The organism is Paenalcaligenes sp. DL 309 (assembly GCF_057475285.1).
The window spans coordinates 299,146-323,075 of the sequence record NZ_JBYBKW010000003.1 but is presented as its reverse complement, the minus strand read 5'-3'; the positions used below and the strand labels follow the sequence as shown (position 1 = coordinate 323,075).

The following is a 23,930-nucleotide window of genomic DNA, read 5'->3' as shown; positions in this document are numbered from 1 at the left end:
GGTTCATAGTGATCAAGGTTGGCACTATCAAAACCGTGCGTATCAGACACTTTTAATCGAACGGGGACTGACACAGAGCATGTCTCGCCGAGGAAACTGCTTGGATAATGCCGTCATAGAAAGCTTCTTTGGTACCTTAAAATCCGAATTATTCCATCTGCAAAAATGGCAATCGGTAGAGCAGCTTAAAAAAGCAATTGATGAGTATATTTACTATTACAATCACGAACGGATTAAACTAAAACTAAAAGGACTGAGTCCGGTGCAATACCGAATTCAGTCCTTAAGTGCCCACTAAAATAAACCGTTCAACTATTGGGGGTCAGTTCACCTTGAAGTGGCTTTTCTCTTTTTACTAATTATGACCCTATCATTTCAAGATTCCTCTAGCACCTGATGTAAACCTTGCTTTTCCAAGAGATCATTTAAATGCTCCCAGTTATCGAAAGATATTTGCAAATAACCTTTATTTTTAGCATTTGTTTTAATGCTTACAGATGTGCCTAAATAATCGGCTAGTGCAGTTTCAAAGCGCACAATATCGGGAGCTTTTGTCTTTTGTTGCGGCGCAGCATTCTGCTGCAGCTCACCATTCAAAAACTTATTAACTAAACGCTCCGTCTCTCGCACGGATAAGCGCTTAGCCACCACCTCATTTGCCAACATAATTTGCGAGGCTGCCTCTACCGATAACAAAGCTCTGGCATGCCCCATATCAATATCACCAGCCAAAAGCATAGTTTGTACTGATTCCGCTAAATTAAGTAACCGTAATAAATTACTAGTAGCAGACCTAGATCTCCCTATGGCTTGTGCTGCTTGCTCATGTGTGTACTCAAACTCTTCTATTAAACGCTTTACACCCTGAGCCTCTTCAAGAGGGTTTAGGTCTTCACGCTGCATATTCTCAATCAGTGCGATAACAGCTGCTTTTTTATCATCTATATCTCGCACTAATGCAGGTATATTTGTTAAGCCTGCAATATCCGCTGCTCTGAATCTACGCTCTCCAGCTATAATTTCATACTTAATAGGACCGCTTTCTTTAATAGGGCGCACCAAAATAGGCTGTAACAATCCTTGGCTTTTAATTGATTCAGCCAAATCATTAAGGGCGCCTTCATCCATGAGAGTTCGCGGCTGATATTTTCCAGCTTGGATTTGTTTTAACGGTACAAGCTGCACTCCCTCCACCTCTTCAGCTGGGCGCTTACCTAACTCACCAACGCTCGAAGCATCCGCACCTAATAAGGCATCTAAGCCTCTTCCTAGTCCTTTGGGTTTGCGTGTTGCCATTTTTTATCCTATTTAAAACCGATTACTATGACTTCAGACGTTTAATTAACTCACGCCCAAACTCCATATAAGCTTTTGCTCCACTCGAGCTCTTATCATAATTTACCCCTGGTATGCCATGACTAGGAGCTTCAGCTAAGCGTATATTTCTTGGGATCTTGGTTTTGAACACCTTATCAGCAAAATACTGTTCTATTTGCTCTGAAACCTGTCTTTGTAATGTAATCCTGCCATCAAACATCACACGCAACAAACCAATAAGCTCAAGCTCATCATTAATATTGCTATACACCCGTTTGATCGTATTCACCAAATCAGACAAACCTTCTAAGGCAAAATACTCACACTGCATGGGGATAATTACCCCGTGCGCAGCGGCTAAGCCATTTAAGGTTAATAACGATAAAGTTGGTGGGCAGTCAATTAATATAAAATCATACTCATCTTGACAAAATCTAAGCGCTTGTTTTAACTGTTGCTCACGCTCAGCCATCTGCACTAAATCAATCTCTGCTCCTGACAGCTCTCTATTTGCTGCCAATACATCATAGCCACCTGTCTCTGAATATTGCTTGCATTCAGCTATGGAGTTAGCACCAATCAGCACTTGATAAATGCTAAGTTCGCTATTGCTTTTATCTATACCACTTCCCATGGTGGCATTACCCTGGGGGTCTAAATCTATGAGCAAAACTTTTTTCTTTAATAAGCTTAATGCTGCAGCTAAATTAACAGTAGTTGTAGTCTTACCTACTCCACCTTTCTGATTAGCCACACAAAAAACATAATTTTGTTTTTTACTGCTCATGCTCCACCTTTTTTCAAATAGACTAAGCATCGTTCGGCTTCTAACTCTGGCACTGTTAACTCCTCAATTGAGGTAACCCTCCAGTCTGTTTGTTCTTCTAGAAGCGAGATTTCTTCTGCGGGATACTTTGCTTTCATCGCGATGATTTGGCCTGTAGGCTTTAGGTGCTTTTCAGACAAACTTACAAAATCAACTAAAGAAGCAAAAGCTCTAGATATAATTAAATCAGCATCAAAATATTCAGCTTGCTCAATACGTACATGATGCGCATGAAGATTTTTAAGTTTTAAAACGGCTGACATTTGGCGCACAAATGCCATTTTTTTCTCAACAGCATCTACACAATGCACGTTCCACGTGGAACCCATCACCGCTAAAACCACCCCTGGTAACCCTCCACCAGACCCCACATCGACAATCTTGAGCTCTTCAGAAGTTTTATTCTTAGCTATTGCTTGTACGGCAGGAACCACGGCAAGACTGTCAAATATATGCTGCACTAGCATTAAATCTGGGTCTCGCAATGCCGTTAAATTATACGTTTTATTCCAACGATTCAACTGCTGCAAATAAAGCTGTAGTGTATTAATTTGCTCTATACTTAAATTTAAACCTAGCGCCTGAGAGGCTTTGAGCGTTCGCTGCTCAAAATCCTTAATTTTCATTATTTTCCTTTAACTGTAGCTGTAAAACGTTTTATATACACTAACAGCAAAGAAATAGCAGCTGGAGTTACGCCAGAGATGCGGCTTGCTTGCCCTACGGTTTCTGGCGCGGCTTCTTCAAGTTTATTTACAACCTCATGCGACAAACCAGAGATTATACTGTAATCAAAACCCACTGGAATCTTAGTCTGCTCTAAGGCGGCCTGCTTACTTACATCCGTTTTTTGACGTGCCACATAACCAGCATACTTAATTTCTATTTCTACTTGATCAGTAACTTTTTTTTCTAACTGTAAATCTGCTAATACTGCAGTTTGATCTTCAGCACGTACCAATTCAAACAGCTTATTGTAATTCATCTCTGGGCGTTTTAGTAAATCATGCATAGCATACTCACGCTCAATCGTTCTACCTAAAACAGCTTTTTGCGTTTCAGCAGATACTAATCTTGGATTAATCCATACTGATTTCAAGCGTTCAATTTCAGCTGCAACAGCATCACGTTTAAGGCAAAACGCATTCCATCTAGCTTCATCTACAATACCTAATTTATACCCTATTTCTGTAAGACGAGCATCTGCATTATCTTCTCGTAAAGAAAGACGGTATTCGGCCCTAGAGGTAAACATTCTATAAGGCTCAGTCACTCCTCTAGTGATTAAATCATCCACTAAAACACCTAAATAGGCCTCGTCACGCCCTGGATACCAAGGCTCTTGCTCTCGTATCAACTGCACTGCATTAATCGCTGCTAATAAGCCTTGAGCCCCTGCTTCTTCATATCCGGTGGTGCCATTAATTTGACCTGCAAAAAACAAACCATTTATTACTTTTGTTTCTAAAGTGGGTTTTAAAGAGCGCGGATCAAAGTAATCGTATTCAATGGCATATCCAGGTCTGACGATGCGAGCATTTTCTAAACCTGGAAGACTATGAACTATGCCTACTTGTATGTCATAAGGCAGGCTTGTAGAGATACCATTGGGATAAATTTCTGTACTAGTTAATCCTTCGGGCTCTAAGAAAACCTGATGACTTTCTTTATCTGCAAACCGATGTATTTTGTCTTCAATAGAAGGACAGTAACGAGGCCCTAACCCTTCAATAGTGCCATCATCGCTATACATGGGTGATCTATCTAAGCCAGAGCGAATAATGTCATGAGTACGTTGGTTTGTATGAGTAACCCAGCATGGCATTTGTTGGGGATGCATAGAAGCATCGCCCATATAGGAAAACACAGGTACGGGGTTGGTATCACCATGTTGCTGCTCTAAGCGTGAAAAATCGATGGTATTCGCATCAATACGAGGCGGTGTACCTGTTTTAAGCCTGCCCTGCGGCAATGCCATCTCTTTTAAACGCTCAGCTAAAGTAATAGATGGAGGATCCCCTACGCGACCGCCTGAATAATTATCCAGTCCAACGTGTATACGGCCATTTAAGAAAGTTCCTACAGTTAAAATAACGGCCTTGGCTTTGAAACGTAAACCAAGCTGCGTAACTGCACCAATAACCCTATCGCCTTCTAGAATTAAATCATCAACCCCTTGTTGAAAAACCGTAAGATTAGGTTGATTTTGTACAATTTGACGTATAGCAGAACGGTATAAAGATCTGTCTGCTTGGGCACGAGTGGCCCTCACGGCAGGTCCTTTTGATTGATTTAAAATTCTAAATTGTATTCCTGCCTTATCCGTTGCTAAAGCCATCGCTCCGCCTAAAGCATCAATTTCTTTGACTAAATGACCTTTGCCAATACCACCGATAGAAGGATTGCATGACATTTGTCCAAGGGTATCGATGTTGTGGGTAAGCAGCAGTGTAGAAACTCCTGCGCGAGCCGCTGCTAAAGCAGCCTCAGTGCCAGCATGGCCCCCACCTACTACGATTAAGTCAAAAGAATCTGTGTAGTTCATTATTGCGTTAATAAAAATCTAAAAAAATATTATGGTGCACGCAGCCCGAAATGCGTAATTTTGCTTGAAAGCAATAAGACACTGAGCTGTGGATAAGTCTGTGGAGTAACTTGATTTTATCAATATAAAAAAGCCAAAAACGACAACAAGTAAAACCTAAGCTGTTGATTTAATTGAGAAAACATAAAAGAAAACAATTAAATTTTAATTATTCCTTGCTGTGGACAAGTCCAGATTTTTCGTAATAAATATTCGTAAAAAGAGAAAAATACTAAGTTTTAAAAGTTTGAGGATTGGATGAGGTCTCAGTATTGTGCCGTATGATGCATGGTTTTGTCAAAGACTCAAAACCCGTAGATTTACTGTTTTAACTACAAACTCTTGGTTTTGTAGAACAGTAAATGCTTATTGTTTACCGGGTAGCTTCTCTTGTTTTCCGCAAAGGCTTTTAGGTTATTTTAGCCTTTTCCTTATTAACATTAATAAGTATATATATACATAGTAATAGTGATAAGAGCCTGTGGATAAGTGGGATAACTCAAAAATAATAAATAAAAACAACAGCTTATATGAGTTTTTTGCTTTGGATAACCCTGTGGATTGTTGTGGATAGAATGTGGATAATTTTTGAGGTATGAGGAAAAACAAGAGTTATCCAGATATTATCCACAGCTTATTCACAGGCTTATCCACAGGCTATAATGGGGTTTATCGCTGATTTAAGTATGTTCAAAAGATGAGCTGAGGACTCTAAGTGGTTTGTATATTTACAGGTGACAGTTTGGGTTAAGCGTGCCAAAATTGTTTGCTTGCACTCTTCTCAGTTTAGGCGTTTTTGCAGCGCTAATATTAATAAATTAAATGGGACTGTATGTCAGAATCTACTGCTTTGCTACTTGCTCAAGAGTGGCGTAATGCTATTTTGTATTACCCAGAGGAAGTGAGAGATGCCGTTAAGCAAATTACCTTAGAAAATAAAAAAGAGTTGGCTGCTTTCTTCTATGAAAAAATGATGCAGGACTCAGCTGCTAAGCTGTTTTTATCAAATGAAACAGTACATGAACGTTTAATGCCCTCAATGCAAAACTGGTTAACGCAGTTATTTAGCGTAACCATAGAGGCTGATTTTATAGCTTTGATTGCTTTACAAAAAAAAGTTGGAGAGGTTCATGCACGCATTGATTTACCCGTACATTTGGTGTTACATGGTGCGCGTACCTTAAAGCATAAATTTAGTTTATTGCTTGATGAGGATAGTAGTTTGAGCTTAGAGTGCAAAGGGGAATCGCTTAAGTTAATTTCAGATTCTTTAGATATAGCTATGGAAGTTATGAGCCAGGCTTATGCCAGTAGTTATGATAGAAAATCCAGAGCTGAGGAATCGTACCGATTATTTTCAGCAGTACACAATGCAGCAGCTGAAAAAGGACGTCAACGTGCGGCTTTGCTTGATTGGGAAAATGAATTGATGTTTGCACTGACTATTGATGATAGCGTGAACCGGTTTATTAGTATTAGACAGTCAGATTTTGGCTTATGGTTTACTCATAAAGGCTTACATGCTTTTGATAATCTTCCTGAAACTGAAATAATTTTAAAATCCATTGAAACTATAGATGCGATTATTGAAAAATTAAAACATAAAAAAGCAGAAGATCGCGTAGCACTATTAAAAAAATTGAGAGTGGAATCTAGAAATATTCAATTAAATATGGATGCACTTTTTGATAAATACAATGACTTAGAAGCAGGTAGAGATGAGTTAACCCGTTTGTTAAGTCGAAAGTATTTATCAGTAGTATTGTCTAAAGAGGTTAACTATGCACGTAAGCGAGATATTTCGTTTGCTCTACTTGCTATAGATCTAGATTTTTTTAAACGTATTAATGACGCCCATGGTCATGCGGCGGGTGATATGGTGTTGCAGCAATTTTCCGAGTTGTTAGCGGAGCGTAGTCGTGCAGGCGATTATGTATTTCGTTTAGGGGGTGAAGAGTTCTTAATTTTATTGGTAGATATCAACCAAGAATCCGCTATACGGGTAGCTAATCAAATTTTACAAAAGGTTCGTGAGGAAAAGTTTTTTATTCCTAATGGTGATTTACTGTCTATTACGGCTAGTATAGGAGTCACGTTGTTTGATGGTCATCCTGACTATAGCCGTACCTTGAGTCGAGCTGATAAGGCTTTATATCAAGCTAAAGAAAGTGGCCGTGATAAAGTGGTTTTTTTAAACTAATACATATATGTCAGATCAATTATTTTTATTTTTTCAAAAAATATTACCTAAACGTTTTTTAACAGAAATGTTAGGAAAATTAGCAGAAATCAAGGGAGGTGGTTTAACCACCTCTTTTATTTCCTATTTTATAAAAAGATACGGAGTCAATATGAATGAAGCCGTTCATTCTAATCCGGCTTTTTACAAAACATTCAATGATTTTTTCACCAGAGAAATTAAAGCCGAGTTACGTCCTTTAGCTACGGCGCCCTTGATTAGTCCGGTTGACGGAGCCATTAGCCAAGCAGGCGATATTCAAAATGAGCAAATTTTTCAAGCTAAGGGGAGGTCATTTAGCACGGCCGCTTTACTAGGTGGTGATCACAGCTTAGCGCAATATTTTACAAATGGCTTGTTTGCAACCTTGTATCTAAGCCCTAAAGACTATCACCGCATTCATATGCCGTGCGCTGGGCGCTTAAAAACCATGATCTATATACCTGGGGACCTTTACTCAGTTAACCCCCTCACAGCACGCTCTATAGATGAACTGTTTGCGCGTAATGAGCGAGTGGTGTGCGTGTTTGAAAACGATGCAGGTCCTTTTGTACTGGTTCTAGTGGGGGCAACGGTAGTCGGCAGTGTGGCCACAACCTGGCATGGAGTGGTAAATAGCCCGCGCCCACATGGCATACGGCGCTGGGAGTATGACGGCAGTCTTTTATTAGAGCAAGGCGCAGAAATGGGGCGTTTTTTGTTAGGATCTACGGTAGTTATGCTCTTTCCTCAGGGTGATAGTTATCAATTAGAGTCTAGTTGGCAACCTGAGAAAGAGATTAAAATGGGTGAGGCAATGGCCACCCTGAATCATTTATAAAGCAAAAGCAAAGGATCAAAGAAATGAGTTTTTCTGTAAAAAAAGCACTAGAGCAACGTGCAGCCACGCGATTTTTTGATGCATCTAAGAAGTTAGATGATGCACAGATTACGGAGTTAACGCGTTTGGCTACATTGGCGCCTACGGCTTTCAATTTACAAAACTGGCACTTTATTGCTGTGAAAACGGCTGAAGCAAAACAACGTCTCTATGAGTCAGCGTTCAAGCAACAACGAATTTTAGATGCGGCGGTTACCTTTATTATTTGCGGCGAAATGGAGTCGCATAAAACCTTCGATAGGGTGACCAAAGTAATGATTGATCGTGGAGGGGTCCCAGAAGATGCCGCCGCCACTTGGCATGACAAAGTGAAGGCTGCCATGCACAACAACAGTGCTGCTCAGCACGCTGAGGCATTTAGGTCAGCGTCTTTAGGGGCTATGGCGCTTATGTTAGCGGCGCAAGAGCAAGGCTTAGCCACTGGCCCTATGAGCGGTTTTGATCCCGCTGCTATTCGCGCTACCTTTGACTTGCCTGAAACACGTATCCCAGTGGTGTTAGTTTCTGTGGGTTACGCTGCTGAGGGTAACACACCCCAGAATGCGCGTTTGGATATAGAGGAAGTGTTGGATATTGTGTAAAGAGACGGTTTTACTTCCCAATACAAAAACTAGAAAAGATCTCACCTAGTAAATCATCACTGGTAAAAGTGCCAGTGATTTCGCTTAGCTCGTTATGGGCTAAGCGCAGTTCTTCGGCGAATAGATCAAGAATTTGATCATCGTGTTGGGCGTGAGACTGAGCAATCTGTAGGTGCTCATCACAGCGATCTAACGCATGCAGATGCCTTTCTCTAGCCAACCAAGGTGATTCGGTGTGGGCAGACCAGCCGGCGATCTGTAAGAGACGCTGGCGTAATTTGTCTAAGCCCAGACCTGTTTGGGCGGAAATTTGCAAATGAAAATCACTATCTGCAGGTAAAGCTTGTTGTTTTTCGTCTGAGAGCAGATCGCATTTATTAAAAATTTGTAGTGTGGTGGTGTTTTTAGGTAGACGCGCCATAATGTCTTCATCAGCGGCATGGTGGGGATAGCGGGCGTCAAATAGATGTAATATTACATTTGCTTTGGCTATTTCTTGCCAACTGCGTTCTATACCAATGCTTTCCACTTTATCATCGGTACGGCGTAAACCAGCAGTGTCTACGATATGGATGGGGATGCCTTCAATGTGTATTAATTGTGTGACGCGGTCACGTGTGGTGCCAGCAATATCCGTCACAATAGCTACATCATCACCCGCCAAAGCATTTAACAAACTGGACTTTCCTACGTTTGGTTGACCTGCTAAAACCACATTTAAGCCATCACGTAATACTTGCCCTTGTTTGGCGTGTAAACGCAATTTTTGTAGATCGTCATCTATGCTTTTTAGCTGTTCAGCCGCTTGGTATTTTTCTAGAAAATCAATTTCTTCTTCGGGGAAGTCTAAGGTGGCCTCTACCAGCATACGCAAGTGAACGATGCGGTCTGCTAGCGCATTAATTTGCTTAGAAAAAGCGCCGCTAAGAGAAGCCATGGCGCCCTTAGCAGCAGCCTCAGAAGAGGCGTCTATAAGGTCTGCAACGGCTTCAGCTTGGGCTAAATCCATGCGGTCATTTAAAAAAGCGCGCTGCGTAAATTCGCCGGGTGCGGCATGACGTAAATCAAAAGCCGCACCCACTTCAAAGCAGCGATCTAATACGCGACGCAATACTGCTGTGCCCCCATGACCTTGCAGCTCTACCACATCTTCACCCGTGTAAGAATGTGGCCCAGGAAAGTACAAAGCAATGCCTTCATCAATGGCTTTACCTTGACCATCATTAAATGGCAGGAAATGGGCATGACGAGGTTGTAATACCTGCTTGAAAAAAGCCTGAATAAAGGGGTTTAAATCAGGGCCAGAGATACGTACAATACCAATACCACCACGCCCTGGAGCGGTGGTGATAGCGGCAATAGGATAAGAGGCAGTAAAGCTCATGGATTAATGATAATTAATAATTTATTATAAATAATATTATTTACGTGCAGCTAAAGCCTTCCGTACCCCATCACCATAGGCAGGGTCGGCTTGATGGAAATGCTCTAGTTGACGTTCAATAATAGCATCTGCTACGCCATCCATGGATTCGGCAATATTATTAAATAATTGCTGCTGCTGATCAGCAGACATTAATCTAAATAAAGCACCCGGCTGAGAGTAATAGTCTTTGTCTTCGTGGTGATCCCAGTGGTCAGCGGCTTGACCATCTAAGGCCAATGCGGGCTCTTTGTAGCTGGACTCTTGCCATTCATTTTGACTATTTGGCTCGTAGTTTAGTTTACCGCCTTGGTTATCATCTACGCGCATGCTGCCATCACGGTGGTAGCTGTTATGGAAAGGACAGCGTGGCGCATTAACGGGGATTTGGCTGTGATTAATGCCCAAGCGATAGCGATGTGTATCACCATAAGCAAACAGACGGCCTTGCAACATACGATCTGGTGAGTAGCCAATACCCGGCACAATATTGCCCGGTGTAAATGCGGCTTGCTCAACTTGAGCAAAGTAGTTATCTGGATTTTTATTGAGCTCTAATACACCCACATCGATAAGGGGGAAATCAGCGTGTGGCCAAACTTTAGTTAAATCAAAGGGATTGATGTGATAGTTTAGAGCCTCTTCTTCCGTCATGACTTGAATGCGTAAATTCCAGCGTGGGAAGTTTTGATTTTCAATGTTTTTGTAAAGATCACGAATGGCACTTTCACGATCATTGGCTACTACAGCGGCCGCTTCTTCATTAGTGTAATTCGCAATACCTTGCTGAGTTTTGAAATGGAACTTCACCCAGTGACGCACGCCTTCAGCATTAATTAAGCTGTATGTGTGAGAGCCAAAACCGTGCATTTGACGGAAGTTTTTTGGCAGGCCACGATCACTCATCAAAATTGTGACTTGGTGCAATGACTCAGGGCTTAAAGACCAGAAATCCCACGCGGCTTCCATGTTACGTAAGTGGGTACGCGGGTCACGTTTCTGGGTGTGAATGAAATCTGGAAATTTCAGAGAGTCACGCACAAAGAAAACGGGGGTGTTATTGCCCACCATATCCCAGTTACCTTCATCGGTATAAAACTTTAATGAGAAGCCACGTACATCGCGCTCTGCATCAGCTGCACCCGATTCACCAGCAACCGTAGAAAAGCGACCTAGTACTGCGGTTTCTTTGCCTTTTTTGAATACGTCAGCGCAGCTATATTGGCTGATATCATGGGTAGCAGTAAAGGTACCAAAAGCCCCCGCACCTTTAGCATGCACTACACGCTCCGGGATGCGTTCACGATTAAAATGTGCGAGCTTTTCTAAGAGCCACACATCTTGCATTAATACCGGGCCACGTGGACCAGCAGTCATGGAGTTATTGTTTTGGCTGACGGGGGTGCCGGTAGCGGTGGTAAGGGTTTTTTTCTGAGTCATTTATCTATATATCCTGTAATAAAAAAGCCTCTATGCATTAATAAGTATGGCATAGAGGCTTTTTAAATGTAACCAATCTAATGATTGTATTTTGCTAAATTACTGATTGCTTTTTACTAACCCGTTTGAGCTTCTGCAGTTTGCTTCGCAATTTTACGGGTTACATACTGCTGCTGAGCAATAGATAAGATATTGTTGACTACCCAGTACAGCACTAAGCCCGCAGGGAAGAAGAACATCATACCGCCGAAAACTAAAGGCATCACCATCATGACTCTAGCTTGTAATGGGTCAGGAGGCGTGGGATTTAGTTTAATCTGCAAGAACATAGTGAGCATCATGATGGCAGGTAAAATCATGTAGGGATCACGGGCAGATAAGTTTTGAATCCACAGAATCCAAGGAGCACCACGCATTTCTACACTGCTTAGCAGCACCCAGTACAACGCAATAAACACCGGAATTTGAATTAACATGGGTAAACAGCCGCCCAATGGGTTAATTTTCTCATTACGGTAAAGCTCCATCATGGCCTGATTTTGCTTCATTTTGTCTTCTTTGTACTGCTCACGAATGGCTTGCATACGTGGGGTAACCTGCTTCATCTTCGCCATAGAGCGATAGCTGGCTGCAGACAGTGGGTAAAACACTAGCTTAATGAGGAAAGTTAAGGCTACGATGGACCAACCCCAGTTACCTAACAAGCTGTGCAGCCAGGTTAAAATAACAAATAAAGGTTTGGAGAGAATGGTGAGCCAGCCATAATCCACCACTAAATCCAGACCTTTGGCCACAGCGCTCATGGCCTTTTGGTCTTGAGGGCCTACCCATAAATCAGCGTTTATGGTTTTAGACTCACCAGGAGCAATTTCACCCACTGGTATAATAGTGCGGGCCGCGTAAAGATTATCTGCTACTCGTAAAATTTCGTTTTTACGCTCTACGCCATTTTCAGGAATCCAGGCACTAGCAAAGTAGTGCTGTGACATGCCTACCCAACCATTGTCTGTTAGTTCAGTGTATTTGGCTTTTTTCTTGTCTATGTCAGAAAAGCCTACTTTTTGGAATTTATCTTCCTCTGAGTACACTACCGGGCCGGTATAAGTACGGTATAGACGGGAAGTGTCTGCCGGGTTATTACCATCACGGTTGAGTTGTAAATAGATCGAGGGGTTGATGCCGTGATCACTGAGGTTTTCAATGGTGTTTGAGACTTTAATATCGTAGCTGCCTTCAGTGAGGGTGTAGGTTTTTATCACCCGTACATCGTCTGAAGTGGCTTCGAAAATAATATCTAATGAGCCGCTGGTTAAATTTGTTTGTTCTGAAACCAGTTTAAAAGGGGTTAGGTGAGTAGGGTAAGATTGCCCAGCTGGTGCACCTACTACTCCTGATTGAGCCACATACACAGAGCGGTCGGAGTTATCCAACAAGGTCATGTGTGGTGTGCCTTCTTGGGGCGAGTCATACTTTAAAAGATCAGCGCGTACTAATTGAGCCCCTAAGGTATCAAAGCTAAGCTGGTATACATCGGTGTCTACCGTAATGATTTCAGTGGCTGCATCTGCAGTAATGGCATTAGAGCTGGCATCAGGCAGGGCGGGGGTAGATGAGGTAGACGCCGCTTTAGGAACTGAGGCATCATTAGCTGCTGTGGTGTTAGCGTTAGTGCTAGCAGCAGGGGCCTGCTCTTCGGTGGCAGGGGTATTAGCAAACAGCGATGGCTTGCCGTTGTACTCCTGCCAGTTGTTCCAAAGTAGCAGGAGCGAAAAGGAGAAGATCATCCAAAGGATGGTGCGTCGAATATCCATAGCGCCTGTTTACAAAGAATAAGCCAACGTCATTTAGGGCGGCTTGTAAGTAAGTAGAGTGAGTAGAATGAAACGTTATTTAATGCTTTTTAGGTGGAACTGGATCATACCCGCTATCACCCCAAGGGTGACAGCGACCAATGCGTTTTAACCCTAACCAGACTCCACGCCAAGCGCCGTGTATTTCAATGGCCTCAATAGTATAAGCTGAACATGTGGGTAAGTACCTACAGTTACGGCCTAGCCATGGACTAATAGCGATTTGGTAAAAACGCACACAGCCTATTAATACGACTTTCATCACCTGAGTTTATGCAACAAATCATCAGCTTCAGCGCGCACCAGCTTACGTAGTTGTCTTAGCGACAACGCGGGAACTTTACTGTGTAATCTAAAAACGATGTCTTTATGCGCTAAATAGGGTCGTTGTAAACGAAAGGCTTCACGAAGAACCCGTTTGATGGTGTTACGTGTTACGGCTTTTGCTGCAAGGCGTTTAGGAATAATGAGTCCTAAACGAGCGGTGTCTTGAGTAGTAGGAGCTGGGTGACGTGGTGTGTTGACAACGAACAGCGCCCCTCGGGCTACGCGCTTGCCTCTAAGGGCTAGAGCGTATTCGGAGGGGCGATGAAGTCGTGCAGAGGCTGGATAAGAGGTACGCATCAGATTGTGCGCCAATTCCAGATTGTGCCCAAAGGCACCTGCAGCCGATTAAACAGCTAAACGCTTGCGGCCTTTGGAGCGGCGAGCGTTGAGTACGGCACGGCCGCCACGAGTTTTCATGCGTAGGCGAAAACCGTGCGTGCGTTTGCGACGAGTAACTGATGGTTGATATGTGCGCTTCATGGTTAATCCACAAATAAAAGTGCAGCCAGAAAAAAACTAGGCTCTGACAACAAAAATTCTATAAAAGACTATTATTTCAGCAAAAATTAGCCTTTTAGTCAATGGCTAATCAGTATTCAGTATTAAAAACAGGAAATAATAGGGTAAATAACAAGATAAAAAACGATTTTACCTGAAAGTCGCACAAAGTTATATGTTTTGTTGTGATTAGCCTGTGGATAAGTCTATGTGGTAGGTGGTAGAATTAAGGTTTACTATAGTGAAAAAAATGAATGAGTTTTGGCTTTCCTGTGTACAGCGTCTAGAACAAGACCTGCCCCCCCAACAAATCAGCGCCTGGATTAAACCTTTAGAACCTTTACAGTTCGATGAGGAGCAATCGGTGTTGCGCATGTCTGCGCCTAATCGCTTTAAGCTTGATTGGGTACGTAAAAATTTTTCGCATCGCATTCAAGAAATAGCGAGCGAGTGGTATGGTTGCAGCGTTTCTTTAGAGCTGGAGTTAGCCAAGTCTACCGCTACACCACAGCCAATGATGACGGCACAAAATTTACAGCAATCACGCGTTGATGCGGCAGACAGTGCTGGGGAGACCGCGTCTATTCCCTCAATGTATACGCCCAATACGGCAATGACCGATACCGTTGGTACTACTTCTACTAGTGGTAGTGGTGTAAGCTCAGTAGGGGCGCTCAGTCAGCAGTCACGCTTAAACCCAGATTTGGTGTTTGATAATTTTGTGACGGGTAAGGCGAATCAATTGGCTAGAGCGGCCGCTCTACAAGTAGCAGAAAACCCAGGTACTTCCTATAATCCGCTTTTTTTATATGGAGGGGTGGGTTTAGGGAAAACGCATTTGATTCATGCTGTGGGTAATGCCATGGTCACCAGTAATCCAGGTGCTAAAGTACGTTATGTGAATGCAGATCAGTACGTATCTGATGTGGTGAAAGCCTATCAACGCAAAGCCTTTGATGAGCTAAAGCATTATTATCATTCTTTAGATCTGTTACTGATTGATGATATTCAGTTTTTTGCGGGTAAAACACGTACTCAAGAAGTGTTCTTTTATGCTTTTGAAGCCATGGTGGCCCAACGTAAACAAATTATCATCACTTCTGATACGTATCCCAAAGAGCTTGCTAATATTGAAAGTCGGTTGATATCTCGTTTTGATTCAGGTTTAACCGTAGCCATTGAGCCGCCAGAACTAGAAATGCGCGTGGCTATATTGCTACGCAAAGCACAAAATGATGGCATTGCCATGTCTAAAGAAGTGGCGTTTTTTATTGCCAAGCATTTGCGCAGTAATGTGCGTGAACTTGAGGGAGCGTTGCGTACTATTGCTGCTTATGCACGTTTCCATGAGTGTGAGGTATTAACGGTTGAAATTTGTAAAGACGCACTTAAAGATTTGCTTTCAGCCTCAAATACACAAATCACAGTAGAAAACATTCAAAAAACGGTGGCTGATTTTTATAAGATAAAAGTCGCCGATATGTATTCTAAGCGTAGGCCTGCAAATATTGCTGTGCCCAGACAAATTGCCATGTATTTAGTTAAAGAACTAACGCAAAAAAGTTTGCCCGAGATTGGTGATTTGTTTGGCGGGCGTGATCACACTACTGTACTGCATGCGGTACGTAAAATTACGGATGCTAGGCGCTCAGACAGTGAGCTCAATCACTCTTTACACGTTCTAGAACAGACTCTAAAAGGATAAGAAACCATGCTACTCGTACAAGCCTCGCGTGATGCGCTGCTAAAACCTTTAACTACAGTCGTTGGGATTGTAGAGCGGCGTCATACTTTGCCTATATTGGCAAATATTTTATTGCGTAAAGAAGGCAGTCGTGTGTCTTTTATTGCTACAGATTTAGAGGTGCAAATTACCACCTATGCTGATATTGGTGTAGGTGATGACATATTATCTACTACAGTTGCAGCGCGTAAGCTCTTAGATATTTTACGGGCCTTACCAGCGAGTGGTGAGGTGTCTTTGTTATTAGAGGATGGCTTGCTGTTAGTGCAATCTGGGCGTAGCCGCTTTGCGTTACAAACTATGGCTGCTGATGATTTTCCTACACTTGCACCGGTACAGTGGGATGTGTCTTTTGCGCTGCAGCAGCAAGATTTTAAGCACTTATTAAACTCCGTGCATTTTGCGATGGCACATCAAGATATCCGTTATTACTTAAACGGCATGCTTTTTGTACTTGAACCCGGCTTAGTACGTGCAGTCGCCACGGATGGTCATCGTTTAGTTCACCATGCTACGGAAGCGCAAAGTATAGATGAGCGACAAGAAGTGATTGTGCCGCGTAAAACCGTATTAGAAATGCAACGTCTACTAGCAGATACGGAATCCCCGGTGCAAATTGAAGTGGCAGCCGGACAAATGCGCTTTAATTTTGACGGTGTAGAACTGATTACAAAGTTAGTAGAAGGAAAATTCCCAGACTACACCCGTGTTATTCCTAGCTCTTACACACGTCACTTCGTGATGAATCGTGAAGCCTTGCAAGGTAGTTTGCAGCGCGCTGCTATTTTGACTACCGATAAATTACGTGGGGTTCGCATTGAGTTAGGTGAAAATCAAATGAAAATCTCTGCCACCAATGCAGAGCAAGAAGAGGCACGTGAAGAGTTAGAGGTAGATTACGCTTATGAGTCTTTAGACGTGGGCTTTAATGTGAGCTATTTACTTGATGTATTAGCTAATACCAAAGCACAAGATGTGCGCTGGTCTGTGCAGCCCGACTCAAACGCCTCAGTCTTAGTAACACTACCCGAAGAAGATGCATTTAAATATGTAGTCATGCCGATGCGTATTTAATTTTAATTACGCTTAAGCCCGCAATGACTCACAACAGGTAATTATATTCATGGCAGATCAAACAACGACTAACCAACCCGGTTACGGCGCGGATTCTATTAGAGTGCTTAAAGGCATGGAGGCGGTACGTAAGCGCCCCGGTATGTACATTGGAGACACTTCAGACGGTACAGGCCTGCATCACATGGTGTTCGAGGTAGTAGATAACGCCATTGACGAAGCACTTGCCGGGCATTGTGACGAAATTGTCGTCACCATTCATGCTGATAACAGTATTTCTGTTAGCGATAACGGCCGCGGTATTCCTACTGATATCCATAGTGATGACGAGGAGATGCGTAGTGCCGCTGAAATCGTGATGACAGAGCTGCATGCCGGCGGTAAATTTGACCAAAACTCTTACAAAGTATCTGGCGGCTTGCATGGAGTGGGGGTTTCATGTGTAAACGCACTATCTGAGTGGTTGGAGTTAACCATTTGGCGCGATGGGCAAGAGCACGCTTTACGTTTCCAACGCGGTGAACGCGATGCGCCTTTGCATGTAGTAGGTGAAACAGAAAAAAGCGGGACCTTTGTACGTTATTTAGCTGATACCGAAATTTTTACTGATATTAATTATCAGTATGAGACTTTGGCCAAACGCTTACGTGAACTGTCTTTTCTAAATAATGGCGTTAATATTCGTTTGGTGGATGAACGCCAAGGAATAGAAGAAAATTTTGCTTTTTTGGGTGGCGTAAAAGGCTTTGTAGAATACATTAATACCGGTAAAACGGTACTGCATCCGAATATTTTTTCTGTGATGACAGAGTCTGAGGCTGGTGGCGTCCCAGTGAATGTAGAAATCGCCATGCAGTGGAACGACAGCTACGCAGAAAATGTGTTGTGTTTCACAAACAATATTCCGCAGCATGATGGCGGTAGCCACTTGACCGGCTTACGCGCTGCTATGACACGCGTATTAAATAAGTACATTAATGACCATGATTTGGCTAAACGTGCTCGCGTAGAAACTGCCGGTGATGACATGCGTGAAGGTTTGTCATGTGTGTTGTCCGTGAAGTTACCCGATCCTAAATTTAGCAGCCAAACTAAAGAGAAATTAGTTTCTAGTGAGGTGCGCCCAGCCGTTGAAGAAGCGGTAGGCCGTACTTTAGAGACGTGGTTACTAGAAAACCCAGCCGATGCTCGTGCTATTTGTGGCAAGATTATTGAAGCCGCTAGGGCACGTGAGGCAGCACGTAGAGCACGTGAGGTTACACGTCGTAAGAGTGTGCTCGAGGGCGCAGGCCTACCAGGAAAGTTAGCGGATTGCCAAGAAAAAGATCCCGCTAAATCTGAACTGTATATTGTAGAGGGTGACTCCGCGGGTGGTTCAGCTAAGCAAGGGCGTGATCGTAAGTTTCAAGCGATTTTGCCTTTGCGCGGTAAGGTGTTAAACGTAGAAAAAGCACGTTTTGAACGTCTTATAGAAAGTGAGCAAATCACCACTTTAATTACTGCTTTAGGTACTAGCATTGGTGCTGATTTTGACATAGACAAATTACGCTACCATCGTATTATTATCATGACGGATGCGGACGTGGATGGTGCGCATATTCGTACATTATTGCTCACGCTGATTTATCGTCAGATGCCTGAGTTAATAGAGCGCGGTTATGTATATATTGCACAGCCACCGCTTTATAAAGTGAAAGCAGGCCGAGATGAACGGTATCTCAAAGATGATGTGGAAGAGGCTCAATACATGCTGTCTTTAGCGCTTAAAGATGCTGCTGTTATACCTGCAGCAGGCGCTGAGCCGCTCACGGGCGACACCTTAGAAGAGTTGATACGTCAGTATATTTTGGCGGATGCTGTTATTAGTCGTCAGGCTCGATTGTTTGATAGTGAAGCCTTATCCGCAGTGGCCGAAGGGGTGCAAATAGATCTCAGTAGTGAAGAGGCGGCGGTGCAGTCTGCTGCTGCTTTACAAGAGGTATTGCAAGACCCAGCGAACCCGCATCTGGTGAGTGTGAAAGCGGAGCTTAACGAAGAAACCGAAATGTGGCAGGTAGTAGTGCGCAGGCTGCACCACGGTAATATTCGTGTTAGCGTTTTTGATAAACCTTTCATTATTAGTGCGGATTACGTGGCATTGAAGCGTGCTGGAGAAACCTTCCTTGGGCTCATAGGTAAAGGCGCGAAGGTGATGCGTGGTGAGGGTGAGCGCCGTAAAGAGCTAGCCATTGATGACTTCCGAGATGCCGTACAGTGGTTACGCGCTGAAGCCGAACGAGGGGTATCTAAGCAGCGTTATAAAGGTCTAGGTGAAATGAACCCAGATCAGTTGTGGGATACCACCATGAATCCTGAGGCCCGTCGTTTATTGCAAGTGAAGGTAGAAGATGCGTTGGCAGCAGACCAAATCTTTACCACCTTAATGGGTGATGAGGTCGAGCCACGCCGTGCTTTTATTGAGAAATACGCTCTGCAGGCGGGAAATATTGATATTTAATTATTATCTCTTTTATTTTTCAATATTTTCAAGATAAGTCTCAAAAAGGAGCTACCACAATGAACGGTAGCTTCTTTTTTGTTATGTTGCAGCGCCGCATAGTTGTATAATCAAACATATATATTTTCTTTACTATGGCTTTTTCATGAAAAAAATTGTTCGAGCTAAACTGCATGGCATTACGATAACTGGTGCCGACTTAAACTACCATGGTTCTATTACCTTAGATCCCGATATGTGTGAACAGGCAGGCATTCTGCCTATGGAGTTTGTAGAGATTTGGAATAAAGATAGTGGCGCCCGTATTAGCACCTATGTGATTTACGGTGAGCCCGGCTCTAAGTGTTGTATTTTAAATGGCGCGGCTGCTCGTACCTGCCAGAAAGGAGATCAGGTGATTATTTGTGCTACTGAGTACATAGAGACGCCGCAACTCTTTGAAATTGAGCCCGTTGTTTTGACCTTCGACGGCCAAAACAACATTGATGAAGTGATGCGCTACCAAGTGTATTCCACGCCAGAGCGCGAGTTTAATTTTCGAATTAAACGCGAAGAGCGCCCCAATGGGCCGGAGCGACAACTTATTAATGTAAACGTAGAAGCCTTAGCCGCAGACTTGCGCGCACGAGGCTTAGACGACCGCGCTATTGCGGATGTGTTGTCCTGTCACTTGAATGAGTTTAGTTAGAGCCTCATCGCTGACTTCAAGCTCACTGTAATCTTGAATAGATTGTAGCTGGTAGTCAAACTCCGCCTGATAGAGTTTGGCTGCTATGCCTTGGCATAATCGGTTGGCCCCTACGCTAATGCTAGGAATATCACCACAGATTTTTCCTACACTAAATAAAGCCTGAGAAGTGAAGCAATGTATAGCGCTTAATAGCGGGTAATCATTTGATTTGGCTTTGAAAGAAAAGTCTTCATTTAATACGGGTATGCCCCGAAGTTTTAGTTTTTGACCTAACGCGGTGTGTTCCACGAGAAACAGGTGGGGGAGTAGCTCACTTAGCTCTTTACGCTGTCTAAGATCAGTCGCATAACCGGTGGCAAAAACAATAAAATCTGCTTTGTGGTGCATATTGTGTTGTGTGCGTAAATGAAGCTGCTCTCCCTCCTCTTTAACTTCCTCAATGGTTTGATCAAAATGCAGTTGTAAGTTGCTGTGTTGGCTTAAACGCTGCACCGTGCCTCGTGCAGGCGGAGTGCGCTGTGCTAATAAAAAATTTAGCAAAGTGGCTTTTTGCTCTAAACTTAACTGTGCATAGGCATAACGGTGCCCGGAATGAGTAAAGGCTTTCCAGTAATTAATTTGGCTGAAATCTGCGGCTCGTAAGTAAATATCCACATCACTAGCGCCTTTCTCCAAAGCGGTTGCCGCAGCATCTAAAGCAGAATCTCCGCCACCTACAATCGCTACTCGTTTATTTCGTAATCTCTCAAAAGCGATTGGTTCACTGCTATGTGCCCATTTGTTTTTATCGTTAAGTTGTTGTGCAATAGAAGGTAAATAAGGGCTGCCTAAGCCATCCATACCCGTAGCCAAAACAACGTGCCTAGCATAAATGGTTTGGGGAGAGTTTTCCTTATGAGAATACACTTCAAGTTTAGCAATAGGGTGTTTTAAGTGTTCGACTTGCTCCTTTTGCAAGTGGTTCAGCTCGGTTTGATTTTGCACTGAAATGCCTAGCACCTGTTTATACCACTGCAAATAATCATGCCACATCAACGTAGGAATACGGTCTAAGGCTTGCCATTGCTGCTCGCCAAATTGGGCGCTATACCAAGCTCTAAAGGTCAAAGAGGCAATGCCTAAAGCGGGCCCTGTTAACTCTTTAGGGGAACGCAGGGTTTGCATGCGGGCATGAGTGTTCCAGGGGCCTTCATGTTTAGCAGGGGCTTTGTCTATGAGTTGAATATTGTTGATACCCGCAAAACGTAGTGCTGCCGCTAAGGTGAGGCCAGCCATGCCGGCTCCTACGATGACCACGTCACGTATGCGTTGCCCTTGATGATAGCGTATAGGCAGCCAAGGAGATTCGGGCAAACACAGGTAAGTTAAATCACGCTGCACTTGTTGTTCTAGTAAATCCAAAGAGGTGAGGATAGACATAATGAGTGTGTAGTTAGGGGTAGTTAAGCGGGTAGGGCAAGAGCTGAGGACCAGTTGGGAATGGCGTGTATAAGGCGTTGGGTATAAGCATGCTGAGGTTTATTCCAGAGCACTTCGTGATGCTCACTTTCTAAGATTTGCCCTTCATTCATCACCATAATGCGATCAGAGATATAACGCACCACAGACAGGTCATGGGAGATAAATAAATACGATAAAGAAAACTCATTACGTAAATCTACCAATAGATTAAGCACTTGAGCTTGTATAGACACATCCAGTGCCGATACCGCTTCATCGCACACAATAACAGCAGGTTTTAGTAATAACGCACGTGCTATAGCAATGCGCTGACGTTGTCCACCTGAAAACTCATGAGCGTAACGTTTTAAGGCATTAGCACTCAGACCGACTGCATCCAAAGCGCGTAAGATTTCTTGTTGTCTACGTTGAGCATTCATAGACGTATGGGTACGTAATAGCTGATTTAACGTATCGCCCACACGATGACGGGGATTAAGGGAGCCGTAAGGGTCCTGAAATATCATTTGAATTTTAGAGCGCATTTTTTTTAATGCATCGCCTTTGGTTTGATGTAAGTCTTGTCCCTCTAGTAATACTTGCCCGGAGTCGGGACTGAGTAGACGTAATAGCAAACGACTTAAAGTAGATTTACCGCAGCCAGACTGCCCGACCAAACCCAAGGTTTCACCTTTATATAAGTCAAAGCTGACATTATTAACGGCCTGTAAAGGTGAATTTTCATTTTTACGTGTGAAAGATTTGTGTAAACTTTTGGCTTGCAAAACTAGCGTTGATTGTGTTTTTTTGAGGTTTGTCAATGGTTTTACTGTAGTTCCTGTCGCGACCTTATCTCCCATTCCCGGTAAACGATGGGTGCGGTAATGCCAAGGTTTATCTTTAGGCAAGGTGGCATTTAGTAAAGTGGCACTATAGGGGTGGGCGGGGGCAGAAAATAACGTCTGTGTAGTATTTTTCTCTACAATTTCACCCTCATACATAACAGCTACCTTATCTGCGCGCTCACTGACTACACCTAGATCGTGAGTGATGAGTAACAGACCCATCGCTAATTCTTTTTTTAATTCGTCTAATAAACCTAAGATCCGGGCTTGGGTGGTGACGTCTAAAGCCGTAGTGGGTTCATCAGCAATGAGTAAGCGCGGTGTGCAGGCGATGGCCATAGCAATCATTACCCGTTGCCGTTGTCCGCCGGATAATTCATGAGGATGTTTTTTGATAAGCGCGGGAGCATTGGGTAGTTGAACTTGATCTAGAAGCCGGTGCACCTGTAATAACGCATCTTTTTTGCTTATTTTTTTATGATTGAGTAGCACTTCCATAATTTGCGTACCTATGGTTAGTACTGGATTTAAGCTACTGAGTGGTTCTTGAAAAATTACACCGATATCCTTGCCTTGAATACGGCGTAATTGACGAGAATTCAATTGCAGTAAATCAGTTTCGTATAATTGAATACTGCCAGACGTTGTAGCATAAGCAGGTAGTAGCCCAGCTATTGCTAAAGCTGTAGTTGATTTCCCGCAGCCGGACTCGCCCACCAGCGCTAAGGTTTCTCCTTGATTTAGTTCAAGGCTTACACCATGCACAATAGAGTTTTGGTTGTAAGAGATGGCTAAATTTTGAATACGCAATAAGGGAGTGGGTAAAGATAATAATGACATGACTACTGAACTCCTAAACGAAGATGAGGGTTAAGGGCGTCGTTTAAGCCATCACCGATTAAGTTCAGCGCTAAAACCACAAGCGCTATAGCAGCCCCAGGTAAAGCCGTAAGAAACCAAGCAGAGCTAAGTTGTTCTCTGCCCACACCAATCATGCCACCCCAACTCGCTATATTTGGATCGCTCATGCCTAAAAAAGCTAGACCTGATTCCATTAAAATAGCACTCGCAATTAAAATAGAAGTGCTCACGATAATAGTAGGAATCGCATTGGGTAAAATTTCTTTAATAATAATATGTAGGTGGGAATAGCCTGCTGTGCGAGCGGCTTGTACAAATTCGTAATCACGCAGACGCCTAAACTCGGCACGGGTTAAGCGAGCTATTTCAGGCCATGCTGCTAAACCTATAGCTAGCTGAATGACGAATAAGGAGGGGCTATAAATAGCAACCAGCACCACCACCAATAAAAAAGCAGGTATGGTTTGAAAAAGCTCAGTTAAGCGCATTAGGCCACGATCTAGTGCTCCACCAAAGTAGCCACTGAGTGAGCCAAGCATCAATCCTAAAAACAAGCTAATACCTGCGGCACTAAAACCAATCCGCAATGAAGCATTCGCGCCGTGTATGAGACCTGTTAGTACATCACGGCCTAAGGAGTCTGTACCTAAAGGATGAGCGGCATCATCGCCAGGCCAAAGCAAAGGCATGCCTACCATGTCTAAAGGATCATTAGGTGCAATAAGAGGGGCAAATATAGCGATGCCTATTGCTATAAGTAATAACAAAAAACCAACTACTGCTAATGGGGCGCGAAAAAAATGAATCATGTTT

21 protein-coding genes are annotated in these 23,930 nt (G+C 43.2%); 8 read left to right on the top strand and 13 right to left on the bottom strand.

Translation table 11 applies throughout. The features are described 5' to 3' along the window. Positions 1-298, top strand: a 298-nt coding sequence (locus AC2UZJ_RS06280) for a transposase (protein ID WP_486949265.1), incomplete at its 5' end; no start/stop codon positions are given. Positions 299-375: 77 nt separating this feature from the next. Here AC2UZJ_RS06280 and AC2UZJ_RS06275 read toward each other — a convergent pair. Genes AC2UZJ_RS06275 through mnmG form a run of 4 tightly spaced genes read right to left on the bottom strand, consistent with a single transcriptional unit; the run spans position 376 to position 4,688 of the window. Continuing rightward, positions 376-1,296, bottom strand: coding sequence for a ParB/RepB/Spo0J family partition protein (locus tag AC2UZJ_RS06275; RefSeq protein ID WP_486949264.1), 921 nt, complete (start codon positions 1,294-1,296; stop codon positions 376-378). Positions 1,297-1,321: 25 nt separating this feature from the next. Beyond that, positions 1,322-2,104 (bottom strand): ParA family protein, encoded by a 783-nt coding sequence (locus AC2UZJ_RS06270; RefSeq protein WP_486949263.1) that lies wholly within the window; start codon positions 2,102-2,104, stop codon positions 1,322-1,324. Then, positions 2,101-2,769 carry a 16S rRNA (guanine(527)-N(7))-methyltransferase RsmG gene (rsmG, locus tag AC2UZJ_RS06265; protein WP_486949262.1) on the bottom strand — a complete coding sequence of 223 codons (669 nt, stop codon included), beginning with the start codon at positions 2,767-2,769 and terminating at the stop codon, positions 2,101-2,103. The genes AC2UZJ_RS06270 and rsmG overlap by 4 nt, the downstream gene beginning before the upstream one ends. Next, positions 2,769-4,688: a tRNA uridine-5-carboxymethylaminomethyl(34) synthesis enzyme MnmG gene (gene mnmG / locus AC2UZJ_RS06260; RefSeq protein ID WP_486949261.1), complete on the bottom strand. Its 1,920-nt coding sequence runs from the start codon at positions 4,686-4,688 to the stop codon at positions 2,769-2,771. Before mnmG ends, rsmG begins: the two co-directional genes overlap by 1 nt. A gap of 871 nt (positions 4,689-5,559) precedes the next feature. Between mnmG and AC2UZJ_RS06255 the strand changes: the two genes are divergently transcribed. From AC2UZJ_RS06255 to AC2UZJ_RS06245, 3 genes are read left to right on the top strand one after another with little or no spacing between them, the layout of a single operon-like run. Continuing rightward, complete coding sequence (locus tag AC2UZJ_RS06255) at positions 5,560-6,927, top strand: diguanylate cyclase (protein ID WP_486949260.1); 1,368 nt, start codon at positions 5,560-5,562, stop codon at positions 6,925-6,927. A gap of 7 nt (positions 6,928-6,934) precedes the next feature. Then, positions 6,935-7,786: an archaetidylserine decarboxylase gene (asd, locus tag AC2UZJ_RS06250; RefSeq protein ID WP_486949259.1), complete on the top strand. Its 852-nt coding sequence runs from the start codon at positions 6,935-6,937 to the stop codon at positions 7,784-7,786. 23 nt (positions 7,787-7,809) lie between these two features. After that, positions 7,810-8,427 (top strand): nitroreductase family protein, encoded by a 618-nt coding sequence (locus tag AC2UZJ_RS06245; protein WP_486949258.1) that lies wholly within the window; start codon positions 7,810-7,812, stop codon positions 8,425-8,427. Between the two features lie 10 nt (positions 8,428-8,437). Here the strand turns inward: AC2UZJ_RS06245 and mnmE are convergent, their stop codons facing one another. The 6 genes from mnmE to rpmH all read right to left on the bottom strand — a co-directional run bounded on the left by mnmE (position 8,438) and on the right by rpmH (position 13,947). Continuing rightward, positions 8,438-9,811 carry a tRNA uridine-5-carboxymethylaminomethyl(34) synthesis GTPase MnmE gene (gene mnmE / locus AC2UZJ_RS06240; protein WP_486949257.1) on the bottom strand — a complete coding sequence of 458 codons (1,374 nt, stop codon included), beginning with the start codon at positions 9,809-9,811 and terminating at the stop codon, positions 8,438-8,440. 36 nt (positions 9,812-9,847) lie between these two features. Further along, entirely contained in the window at positions 9,848-11,290 is a 1,443-nt protein-coding gene (locus tag AC2UZJ_RS06235) for a catalase (protein ID WP_486949256.1), read from the bottom strand. Positions 11,291-11,406: 116 nt separating this feature from the next. Continuing rightward, positions 11,407-13,101, bottom strand: a complete 1,695-nt coding sequence (yidC, locus tag AC2UZJ_RS06230; RefSeq protein ID WP_486949255.1) for a membrane protein insertase YidC — start codon at positions 13,099-13,101, stop codon at positions 11,407-11,409. 79 nt (positions 13,102-13,180) lie between these two features. Then, complete coding sequence (yidD, locus tag AC2UZJ_RS06225; protein WP_486949254.1) at positions 13,181-13,402, bottom strand: membrane protein insertion efficiency factor YidD; 222 nt, start codon at positions 13,400-13,402, stop codon at positions 13,181-13,183. Beyond that, positions 13,402-13,767 carry a ribonuclease P protein component gene (locus AC2UZJ_RS06220; protein WP_486949282.1) on the bottom strand — a complete coding sequence of 122 codons (366 nt, stop codon included), beginning with the start codon at positions 13,765-13,767 and terminating at the stop codon, positions 13,402-13,404. The genes yidD and AC2UZJ_RS06220 overlap by 1 nt, the downstream gene beginning before the upstream one ends. Positions 13,768-13,812: 45 nt before the next feature. After that, complete coding sequence (gene rpmH, locus AC2UZJ_RS06215) at positions 13,813-13,947, bottom strand: 50S ribosomal protein L34 (protein ID WP_486949253.1); 135 nt, start codon at positions 13,945-13,947, stop codon at positions 13,813-13,815. 268 nt (positions 13,948-14,215) lie between these two features. On the opposite strand from rpmH, the gene dnaA reads away from it, so the two are divergent. From dnaA to panD, 4 genes are all read left to right on the top strand, one after another. Then, positions 14,216-15,670, top strand: coding sequence for a chromosomal replication initiator protein DnaA (dnaA, locus tag AC2UZJ_RS06210; RefSeq protein WP_486949281.1), 1,455 nt, complete (start codon positions 14,216-14,218; stop codon positions 15,668-15,670). 6 nt (positions 15,671-15,676) lie between these two features. Beyond that, positions 15,677-16,783 carry a DNA polymerase III subunit beta gene (gene dnaN / locus AC2UZJ_RS06205; protein WP_486949252.1) on the top strand — a complete coding sequence of 369 codons (1,107 nt, stop codon included), beginning with the start codon at positions 15,677-15,679 and terminating at the stop codon, positions 16,781-16,783. Between the two features lie 49 nt (positions 16,784-16,832). Next, positions 16,833-19,280: a DNA topoisomerase (ATP-hydrolyzing) subunit B gene (gene gyrB, locus AC2UZJ_RS06200; RefSeq protein ID WP_486949251.1), complete on the top strand. Its 2,448-nt coding sequence runs from the start codon at positions 16,833-16,835 to the stop codon at positions 19,278-19,280. 145 nt (positions 19,281-19,425) lie between these two features. After that, positions 19,426-19,968 (top strand): aspartate 1-decarboxylase, encoded by a 543-nt coding sequence (gene panD / locus AC2UZJ_RS06195; protein WP_486949250.1) that lies wholly within the window; start codon positions 19,426-19,428, stop codon positions 19,966-19,968. Here the strand turns inward: panD and AC2UZJ_RS06190 are convergent. From AC2UZJ_RS06190 to AC2UZJ_RS06180, 3 genes are read right to left on the bottom strand one after another with little or no spacing between them, the layout of a single operon-like run. Further along, complete coding sequence (locus AC2UZJ_RS06190; RefSeq protein WP_486949249.1) at positions 19,912-21,390, bottom strand: NAD(P)-binding domain-containing protein; 1,479 nt, start codon at positions 21,388-21,390, stop codon at positions 19,912-19,914. The genes panD and AC2UZJ_RS06190 overlap by 57 nt on opposite strands. 23 nt (positions 21,391-21,413) lie before the next feature. Continuing rightward, positions 21,414-23,096, bottom strand: a complete 1,683-nt coding sequence (locus tag AC2UZJ_RS06185; RefSeq protein ID WP_486949248.1) for a dipeptide ABC transporter ATP-binding protein — start codon at positions 23,094-23,096, stop codon at positions 21,414-21,416. A gap of 2 nt (positions 23,097-23,098) precedes the next feature. Then, complete coding sequence (locus AC2UZJ_RS06180) at positions 23,099-23,926, bottom strand: ABC transporter permease (RefSeq protein WP_486949247.1); 828 nt, start codon at positions 23,924-23,926, stop codon at positions 23,099-23,101. Between the last annotated feature and the right edge of the window lie 4 nt (positions 23,927-23,930).